This is a genomic window from Burkholderia sp., from assembly GCF_018375725.1.
Classification (GTDB): domain Bacteria; phylum Pseudomonadota; class Gammaproteobacteria; order Burkholderiales; family Burkholderiaceae; genus Burkholderia.
The window spans coordinates 1-9,393 of record NZ_JAHACR010000159.1; the positions used below are offsets into that span (position 1 = coordinate 1).

The following is a 9,393-nucleotide window of genomic DNA, read 5'->3' on the forward strand; positions in this document are numbered from 1 at the left end:
CTGGGCGGACAGCACGCCGCTTGCGATGTCGCGCCGTCCCGCGCGCACCGTGAAGCGGATTGCGCCGCTCGCCGTCGCATCGAATGCGAGGTCGAGCGGCTCGCCGGGCGCGGCCGGGCTGAGGAATTTGGCGGCGTTGAGCCGCCACGCATGCAGCGGACGGTTCAGCGCCGCGCCGATCGTGCCGATCGCGTGATCGAGCAGCACGACGCCCGGCACGACCGGATGCCCGGGAAAGTGTCCGGGCAGCGCCGGATGATCGGCCGGGATCGTAAACGACAGCGACGGCGACAGTGACGGCGTGTCGCCATCGGCGCGGCCCGGCGCCGCCGCAGCGACGCCGCGCGTGTATCGCGCGATGAGCGCCTCGAGCACGTGGCGCGGCAGCTTGCCGGTGTCGTTGCGCGGCAGCGCGTCGACGAACAGCATCGGCCGCGGCATGAAGGCCGCATCGATGCGCTCGCGCAGCGCGCGTTGCAGATCGGCGGCCGCGAGGTCCGGCGCGACGACGAGCGCAACGAGGCGCGTGACCGGTTCGTCGCCGGTGCCGTTCCCGGCAGGCGCGGCATCGTCGGGCATGAAGAACACGCCGTCGACCACGCCCGGTATCGCGTTGAGCTGATGATTCAGGTAGGCGAGCGAGGTTCGCTTGCCGGCGATGTTGATCAGGTCGGCCTTGCGTCCGTGCAGCAGGAAGTGGCGGTCGTCGAGCAGTTCGAGTGCGTCGCCCATCGGCACGGGCGTTTCGACGTGGCCGCCGGATACCCAGAACGTCGGGCCGCTCATCTCCTGTCCGCCCGTGCGCGCCTCGACGCGGATCTCCGGCAGCAGATGCCATGCCGCGCCGCGCGCGGTGCGGCGCGTCGCGATCTGGCCGGTTTCGGTGCTGCCGTAGATCTCGATCAGCGTCGCGTCGAGGCGCGCTTCGGCTTCGCCCGCGAGCTTTTCCGCCAGCGGCGCCGTGGCCGACAAGACCCGCGACACCGGCGGCAGTGCATGATCCGACGCCAGCAGCGCGCGCAGATGGATCGGCGATGTGACGAGTACGCGCGGCTGCGGCACCGCATCGAGTTCCGCACGGATATCGACCGGATAGAACGGCTGGCCGCTGCTGAATGCCAGGCCGCCGATCAGCGCGAGCAGCACCGTCGATTCGAAACCGTACATATGCTGCGCGGGGACCGTGCCGACCAGCGTATGCGCGCGCCCGTCGAGCAGGCCGAGCCGTTCGGCCGCCGCGTGCGCGCTGCCGACCAGAAAGCCCCATGTCTTGCGGTGCGGCACCGGCTCGCCCGTCGAGCCGGACGTGAATACATAGGCCATGATCCGCGACGCGTCGATCTGCGGCACGACGAAAGGCTGGCCGGGCGGGATGCCCGCGTCCGCGTCGTCGGCCTGTGCCGGTTCGGGATAGGCGAAGCGCGGCAGGTCGATCGCGCAATCGGGTGCGTCGTGCAGGCAGAACGTGTCCGGTGCGAAGCCGGCGAGCTGGCGAACCATTTCGGGCGTCTGCGTCGGTGGCAACAGGCTGATCCTGCCGGCGACGAGTGCCGCGCACAGGCTCACGGCGAAGCGATAGCGGTCGCGGCACACGTTGAACACGTGGCCGCCCGCGGGCAACGCCGCCGCGACGCGGGCGACGTCGGCGAGAAACGTGCGCACGGAAACGGGCGCGCCGTCGCGCCAGGCGATCGTCTGGTCGGGCGAGGCATGGAACACCAGCGGATAAGTCGGCATAAATCGAATAAGGCGCAAACGAGGGGCGGCGAAGCGGTGCATCGCCGGCCGGGAATTCAGGGCGCGTGACCCGCGCCGGCCTGAGCCGAGCGCCGGTAGGCGCGAATCGCGTCGAGCATGCGGGCACGTGGTTCGCCGGGCAGCGCCAAGCGCCGGCACGCGTGCTCGGAGACGAACATCACGCCGACGAGCGGCAGCGCCAGGTAATTGGCGAACGTCGACCACGTGACGATCGGCGCGGCCGTGAACATCACCGTCGACACCGCGGCGATCGCGACGAAGAACAGCGTCCATGCAAGGGTGATCTGCCGCGTATAGCGTGCGACGGCCGGCGTGAGCGTGCCGTGGATCATCGTCGCGAACTGCGTGCAGAGCGGCACTTGCCCGGCGGCGAGCGTGCGGCCGAACAGCAGCGCCATCGCGAGGTTGAAGCTCACGTGCTCCAGATACAGGCCCCATTCGAAATGCCGGGCGAGCGGCGCGCGGGCGGCCCAGAGCACGGCGGCGGCGAGCGTCCAGAGCGGCAGCAGCCATGCGCGCCGCGGCGAGCGCGCGGCGATGCCGAGCGCGATCGCCAGCGGTGGCACGAGTGCCATTGCGAGCCCGAAACCGTGTGCGCCCGGCGTCGCGGCGGCATGGTGCGCACCGGCCTGGTAGGCGATCACCGCGACAATCGCGCCCGCAGCGCGCACGATGCGGCCGGGGGCGCTCATGGCGCGCTCCCGTGCGCATCGCGTTCGGCGACGGCATGGCGGCGGACAGCGGGGCGTTCCGGGACAGGGCGAACGGGCAGGCACGGCATGGCTGGGTGAGTCGACACGGTGTCGTAGCGGATCGGGGGACGCGACGCAGTCGTCGTCGGGGCGTCAATTGTCAGATAAATGGCGGCCGAACAGGCCGGCGCTTCGGCCTGCACATTTTAGGGCGGCGGCCGCACGCCGTCCGGGCGCGCGGTGGCGGGTTTTGTAACCGATTGTATGGCTTCGCGCATGCGCCGCCGTGCGCCGGATCCATTTCCGCGCAAAGCCGCTCAAGCGTCTCGCCCGTTCGCGTTCCCGAATGCGGGGGCGGTGGGCGACAGACCTCTGTAACCCTTTCACCGTATACGCCCCTATACCCATCGTCTAGAATCCGCGTAACTTTTACCAAACGATCCCCAAATTACGCGGGCGGAGTGGTCGGCAATTGCCGGCCGGCAGCCAGCGCACGCGCGATGCCGTCCGCTGCTGTAAGCCGCCTGTTTGCAAGCATGATGAACGCACTGGAACAAGAGCTCGCCGCGCTGATCGTCGGCGAATTGAACCTCGAAGACGTTTCCCTCGACGCCGTGTCCGCCGACACGCCGCTGTACGGGGAAGGCTTCGGGCTCGACTCCATCGATATCCTGGAAATCGCGCTGCTGATTTCGAAGAAGTACGGGTTCGAGCTGCGCTCGGACAATCCGGATAACGAGCGGATCTTCGCGACGCTCGGCGCCCTGGCTGCCTACGTCGCCGAGCATCGCGTACGGTAACGCCGCGCGGACGGCGCGGCGCCGCATGCATGCAGGCGGGTGCCGGCGCGATTTCACAATGACGAACCCGGCGTGGCGATGCACGGTGCATCTGTGCGCCGACGCCGGAACGCGAATGACAGGAGAAAGTCGATGCGGGCGCTCGTGACGGGCGGTAGCGGCGCACTCGGGCAGGCGATCTGCGAAGCGCTGGCGAAGGCCGGCCATGAAGTCTGGGTGCATGCGAACCGTCATCTCGCGCAGGCGGAAGCCGTCGCGCAGCGGATCGTCGAGGCGGGCGGGACGGCGCATGCGACGGCGTTTGACGTGACCGACGCCGACGCGACCGGCGCCGCGCTCGCGCAATTGTTCGCCGATGCGCCGGTGCAGATCCTCGTCAACAATGCCGGCATTCACGACGATGCGCCGATGGCCGGCATGACGCATGCGCAATGGCGCCGCGTGATCGACGTCTCGCTCAACGGTTTTTTCAACGTCACGCAGCCGCTGCTGCTGCCGATGATCCGCACCCGCTGGGGGCGGATCGTCAATGTCGCGTCGGTCGCCGGCGTGACCGGCAACCGCGGACAGGTCAACTACGCCGCCGCGAAAGCCGGCCTGATCGGCGCGACGAAGTCGCTCTCGCTGGAACTGGCGTCGCGCGGCATCACCGTGAATGCCGTCGCGCCCGGCATCGTCGAATCGCCGATGACCGAGCATGCCTTTCCCGCCGAGCGCATCCGGCAACTCGTGCCCGCGCAGCGTGCCGGCCGGCCCGACGAGGTCGCCGGGATGATCGCGTATCTGGTGTCCGATGCGGCCGCGTATGTGACGGGACAGGTGCTGTCGATCAATGGCGGGCTGGCATGACGGCTTGCACGCCGCGGCGATGCGTCCGCGCGTGTCCGGCGTCCGCGTGGCGGCCCGCGCGCAGGCGGCAGGTCATACACTTTCTTCAGCATCCCTTCTTCCGCCATCGGCTGTTTCCATGTCCACGCCCCGCGCCTCGTCCACTCATCTCGTCCTGATCCCGAGCTACAACCCGGGATCGAAGGTCGACGATACCGTGCGCAGCGCCCGCGAACGGTGGAATCCGGTATGGGTCGTCGTGGACGGCAGCACCGACGGCAGCACCGAGCGCCTGCAGGCGATGGCCCGGCACGACCCGGGGCTGCGCGTGATCGTGCGGCCGGAGAATCGCGGCAAGGGCGCCGCCGTGCTCGCGGGGCTCGATGCCGCCGCCGCGCAAGGCTTCACGCATGTGCTGACGATGGATTCCGACGGCCAGCATCCGGCCGGCCTGATTCCTGCATTCATGGCGGCGTCGCAGGCGGCGCCCGACGCGATGGTGCTCGGCGAGCCGAAGTTCGACGACACGGCGCCGCTGATGCGTGTGAAGGGGCGGCGCCTGTCGAATTTCTTCGCGGACGTCGAGACGCTGTGGGCCGGCATCGGCGATTCGCTGTACGGCTTTCGCGTCTATCCGATCGCGCCGCTGGGCCGGATCATGCATCGGCATCTGTGGATGCGCGGCTTCGACTTCGATCCCGAGGCCGCCGTGCGCCTGAGCTGGGCGGGCGTGCGCCCGATCCGGATCGCGGCGCCCGTGCGCTACTTCCGCGCGAACGAAGGCGGCGTGTCGCATTTTCATTACGGACGCGACAACGTGCTGCTCACGTGCATGCATCTGCGGCTGCTCGCCGGCGGCCTGCTGCGTCTGCCGCTGCTGCTCGCGCGGCGCTTGCGGGCGCGCGGGCGGAAGCCTGCGTGAAGCCCGCGCGAGGCCGGTCGCCGACGCGCGGACAAAACGTTCATTGCGGTTGATCCAGATCGTCCATGACGGGGCGTCCCGTTGCCTAGAATCAAGATTACGCGCGAGACGGCTCCGCTGACGCCGGCGCAACGTCGTCGTCGGAACTGCTTGCGCGCAGGCAGTTCCGACTCGGATCAACCGTCAGGGGAATCGTCATGGCGACTTATGTGGTTCTCGCAAACTTCACGGATCAGGGCATCCGCACGATCAAGAGCACGGTGCAGCGGGCGGGGCAGGTGGCGGAGATGGCGCGGACCTTCGGCTGTGAAATGAAGGACGTGTTCTGGACGCTGGGCGCATTCGATGTGATCACGATCATCGAGGCGCCGGACGAGCAGAGTCTCACGGCATTCGGCTTCGCGCTCGGCTCGGCGGGCAATATCCGGACGCAGACGCTGCGTGCCTTCAGGAAGGACGAAGTCGGCGCGATCATCGGCAAGATGTAACCGGCGCGATTCGCAGGCGCGCATGCCTGTCCCGCTGGCCGGGGGCTCATGCGTTCATCGAAGCAGCAGGTGATTCGACGACGTGCGCGCTTTTCTGTATCGATTCTCCGGCGAGCAGCCATTCGGGCCGACGCTGCGCTCGACCCTCTCAATCCCGTGCGCGTGCCGCGCGTTCGCCAGTGCGCCGCATGCCGCACCGCGCAACGTCAGCGTGCGTACAGACCCGACTTGCTTTCAACCGATAACTGACTAAGGTTGTACTACGGTCAAAGGGCCGGAAGGGAGGCAGCGCGCGCCGCGCACAGAACGTCACGCGAGCCGCGGCTGCATCGCACCGGCGATCGGTGCGGCAGTCCGTTTCCCGCCGTGGCGACGACGCGCCCGCCGGCGACGTGATCCGGAGCCGGTGCCGATGCGCGTGCATCGGCGCGCGCCTTATCGACGGACGCTTCGTCAGGCTTCGCACTCTTGCGGAGGCGAGTCATGAGTACGGTCGCGCGTTTTCATGTCGATTACACGCAGTATCTGGGTCCGGACGGTGAACCGGTGCAGCCGTTGCCTGCGTTCGCGCAGGATCCGGCGGCGCTGTTGCCGCTCTATCGCGCGATGGTGCTGACGCGTGCATTCGACGCGAAGGCGGTTGCGTTGCAGCGCACAGGCAAGCTGGGCACGTTCGCGTCGTCGGTCGGGCAGGAGGCGATCGGCGTCGGCGTCGCGAGCGCGATGCAGACGGACGACGTGCTGTTCCCGTCGTATCGCGACCATGCCGCGCAATTGCTGCGCGGCGTCGCGATGGCTGAGAGCCTGCTGTACTGGGGCGGCGACGAACGCGGCAGCGATTTCCAGGCGGTGCGTCACGATTTTCCGAACTGCGTGCCGATCGGCACGCAGGTCTGCCACGCGGCCGGCGCCGCGTATGCGTTCATGCTGCGCCGCGAACCGCGCGTCGCGGTGACGATCGTCGGCGACGGCGGCACATCCAAGGGCGACTTCTACGAGGCGATGAACATGGCGGGCGTCTGGCAGGCGCCGCTCGTGCTCGTCGTCAACGACAACCAGTGGGCGATCTCGATGCCGCGCGCGCGTCAGACCGTCGCGCAGACGATCGCGCAAAAGGCGATCGCGGCGGGCATCGAAGGGCGGCAGGTGGACGGCAACGACGTGATCGCGGTGAAGCAGGTCATGTCCGAAGCGCTCGACAAGGCGCGCGCGGGAGGCGGCCCGACGCTCGTCGAGGCGCTCAGCTACCGGCTCGGCGATCACACGACCGCCGACGACGCGACGCGCTACCGCGATGCCGACACCGTCGGCAAGCAATGGGAATTCGAGCCGATCGTGCGGCTGCGCACGTATCTGATGCGGATGAACGCATGGGACAAGGCGCGCGACACGGAACTCGGCAAGGCCTGCTACGCGCAGGTCGAAGCGGCGGTGCAGGACTACCTGGCGATTGCGCCGCCGGATGCGTCGGCGATGTTCGAGCATCTGTATGCGACGCTGCCGCAGGCCATGCGCGAACAGCGCGATACCGCGCTCGCGTTCGCACCGCCGACGGGGAATCATCATGGCTGACCTGAACATGGTGGAAGCGGTCAATCGCGCGCTCGCCTTCGAACTCGCGCGCGATGCTTCCGTGGTGCTGCTCGGCGAGGACATTGGCGTAAACGGCGGCGTGTTCCGCGCGACCGTCGATCTGCAGTCGCGCTTTGGCGCCGAACGCGTGATCGACACGCCGCTCGCGGAAGCCGCGATCGCGGGCGCCGCGGTCGGCATGGCGGCGATGGGACTGAGGCCGGTCGCCGAGATCCAGTTCACAGGTTTCATCTATCCGGTGATCGACCAGGTGCTCAACCACGCGTCGCGGCTGCGGCACCGCACGCGCGGCCGCCTGTCGTGTCCGCTCGTGATCCGTTCGCCGTGCGGCGGCGGCATTCATGCGCCCGAGCATCATTCCGAAAGTCCCGAAGCGCTGTTCGCGCACATTCCGGGGCTGCGCGTCGTGGTGCCGTCGTCGCCCGCGCGTGCGTACGGCCTGCTGCTCGCGTCGATCCGCGATCCGGATCCGGTGATCTTCCTCGAGCCGACACGGCTGTACCGGCTGTTCCGGCAGCCGGTCGAGGACGACGGCGACGCGCTGCCGCTCGATACCTGCTTCACGCTGCGCGACGGCGTCGACGTCACGCTCGTGAGCTGGGGCGCGGCGTTGCAGGAAGTGCAGGCGGCGGCTGACCAGCTCGCGCAGGAAGGCGTGATGTGCGAGGTGATCGACGTGGCGACGCTCAAGCCGCTCGATATCGACACGATCCTCGCGTCGGTCGCGAAGACAGGGCGCTGCGTGATCGTGCACGAGGCGCCGCGCACCGCGGGCTTCGGCGCGGAGATCGCCGCGAACATCGCGGAGCGCGGGCTGTATTCGCTGCTGGCGCCGGTGCAGCGCGTGACCGGCTACGACGTCGTCGTGCCGCTGTTCCGGCTCGAAAACCAATACCTGCCGAGCGCGGAGCGCATCGTCAGCGCGGTCAGGAAGACGCTGGAGGCGTCGTGACACCATGAAGATCTTCAAATTGCCCGATCTCGGCGAAGGCCTGCAGGAAGCGGAAATCATCGAATGGCATGTGAAGGCCGGCGACGAGATCGGCACCGATCAGCCGCTGCTGTCGGTCGAGACCGCGAAGGCGATCGTCGATATTCCGTCGCCGCAGGCCGGCCGCGTCGCGAAGCTGTTCGGGCAGTCGGGCGACATCGTGCATCTCGGCGCGCCGCTCGTCGCGTTCGAAGGCGAGGGCGACGAGGCCGATGCCGGCACGGTCGTCGGCAAGGTGGAAGTCGGCGCGCAGGTCGTGCACGAGGCGCCGGCCGCGCTGGCCGGCGGGGGCGGCGGCGCGGGCGGGATCAAGGCGATGCCCGCGGTGCGTGCGCTCGCGCGCAAGCTCGACGTGGATCTCGCGATGGTCACGCCGTCGGGCGCGGACGGGGTGATCACGGCGGCGGACGTGCAGCGCGTCGCGAAGGTGCTGACCGAAGTCGGGCCGGCGGAAGTGCTGCGCGGCGTGCGGCGCGCGATGGCGCAGAACATGGCGCGTGCGCAGAGCGAGGTTGCCGCGGCGACCGTGATCGACGACGCCGACATTCATGCGTGGCCGCCGCAGACCGATGTGACGATCCGGCTGATCCGCGCGCTCGTGGCCGGATGCCGCGCCGAGCCGGGATTGAACGTGTGGTACGAAGGACAGACGGGGCGGCGTCACGTGGTGGAGAAGATCGATGTCGGCATTGCGGTCGATCTGCCGGACGGGTTGTTCGTGCCGGTGCTGCGCGATGTCGCGCATCGCGATGCCGCCAATCTGCGGGCGGGTCTCGACCGGATGCGCGAGGACATCCGGGCGCGCAGGATTCCGCCGGAAGAGTTGCGCGGCAATACGATCACGCTGTCGAACTTCGGGATGATCGCGGGGAAATATGCGGCGCCGATCGTCGTGCCGCCGACGGTGGCGATCCTCGGCGCGGGCCGCATTCACGACAGCGTCGTGGCGGTCGGCGGCGTGGCCGCCGTGCACCGGATCCTGCCGCTCAGCCTGACGTTCGATCATCGCGTCGTGACCGGCGGCGAGGCGGCGCGCTTTCTCGCCGCCGTGATCGCGGATTTGCAGACGGCGGAATAGTCCGGGGCGTGCTGCCGGCGGCGGCCATGCGTGTGCAGACAGGGTGCCGGCGCGCCCGCATCATCGACTCGGCCGCCTCACAGCGTGACGGCTGGCGAACGCCGCCGGCCGCCGTATCCACCGGTAACGAGCGGATCGCCGCCGCACCCGGCATCGATCGCGCGTGACTCAAGCGGCTCAGGGCACCATGCCCGGCACCACGTACGCCTGCGCCAGCGTGATCAGGCCGACGATCACCGCGAA

General features: G+C 68.9%; 9 protein-coding genes. 7 read left to right on the top strand and 2 right to left on the bottom strand.

Annotated elements, in window-relative coordinates; translation table 11 throughout:
- Both KH616_RS16150 and KH616_RS16155 read right to left on the bottom strand, forming a co-directional pair.
- Positions 1-1,737, bottom strand: a 1,737-nt coding sequence (locus tag KH616_RS16150) for an acyl-CoA synthetase family protein (RefSeq protein ID WP_292248055.1), incomplete at its 3' end; no start/stop codon positions are given.
- Positions 1,738-1,793: 56 nt separating this feature from the next.
- Positions 1,794-2,450, bottom strand: coding sequence for a hypothetical protein (locus KH616_RS16155; RefSeq protein WP_292248057.1), 657 nt, complete (start codon positions 2,448-2,450; stop codon positions 1,794-1,796).
- A gap of 500 nt (positions 2,451-2,950) precedes the next feature.
- Here KH616_RS16155 and KH616_RS16160 point away from each other — a divergent pair, with 500 nt between their 5' ends.
- The 7 genes from KH616_RS16160 (at position 2,951) to KH616_RS16190 (ending at position 9,150) form a co-directional block, all read left to right on the top strand.
- Positions 2,951-3,250 (top strand): phosphopantetheine-binding protein, encoded by a 300-nt coding sequence (locus KH616_RS16160; RefSeq protein WP_292248059.1) that lies wholly within the window; start codon positions 2,951-2,953, stop codon positions 3,248-3,250.
- A gap of 132 nt (positions 3,251-3,382) precedes the next feature.
- Entirely contained in the window at positions 3,383-4,099 is a 717-nt protein-coding gene (gene fabG / locus KH616_RS16165; RefSeq protein WP_292248061.1) for a 3-oxoacyl-ACP reductase FabG, read from the top strand.
- A gap of 118 nt (positions 4,100-4,217) precedes the next feature.
- Positions 4,218-5,000: a glycosyltransferase family 2 protein gene (locus tag KH616_RS16170; RefSeq protein WP_292248063.1), complete on the top strand. Its 783-nt coding sequence runs from the start codon at positions 4,218-4,220 to the stop codon at positions 4,998-5,000.
- Positions 5,001-5,197: 197 nt separating this feature from the next.
- On the top strand, positions 5,198-5,488 hold the full coding sequence (locus tag KH616_RS16175) for a GYD domain-containing protein (protein ID WP_292248065.1): 291 nt from the start codon (positions 5,198-5,200) through the stop codon (positions 5,486-5,488).
- A 483-nt stretch (positions 5,489-5,971) separates the two neighbouring features.
- Positions 5,972-7,060 carry a pyruvate dehydrogenase (acetyl-transferring) E1 component subunit alpha gene (gene pdhA, locus KH616_RS16180; RefSeq protein WP_292248066.1) on the top strand — a complete coding sequence of 363 codons (1,089 nt, stop codon included), beginning with the start codon at positions 5,972-5,974 and terminating at the stop codon, positions 7,058-7,060.
- On the top strand, positions 7,053-8,033 hold the full coding sequence (locus KH616_RS16185; protein ID WP_292248067.1) for an alpha-ketoacid dehydrogenase subunit beta: 981 nt from the start codon (positions 7,053-7,055) through the stop codon (positions 8,031-8,033). Before pdhA ends, KH616_RS16185 begins: the two co-directional genes overlap by 8 nt.
- 4 nt (positions 8,034-8,037) lie before the next feature.
- Positions 8,038-9,150, top strand: coding sequence for a dihydrolipoamide acetyltransferase family protein (locus tag KH616_RS16190; protein WP_292248068.1), 1,113 nt, complete (start codon positions 8,038-8,040; stop codon positions 9,148-9,150).
- Positions 9,151-9,393 lie beyond the last annotated feature (243 nt).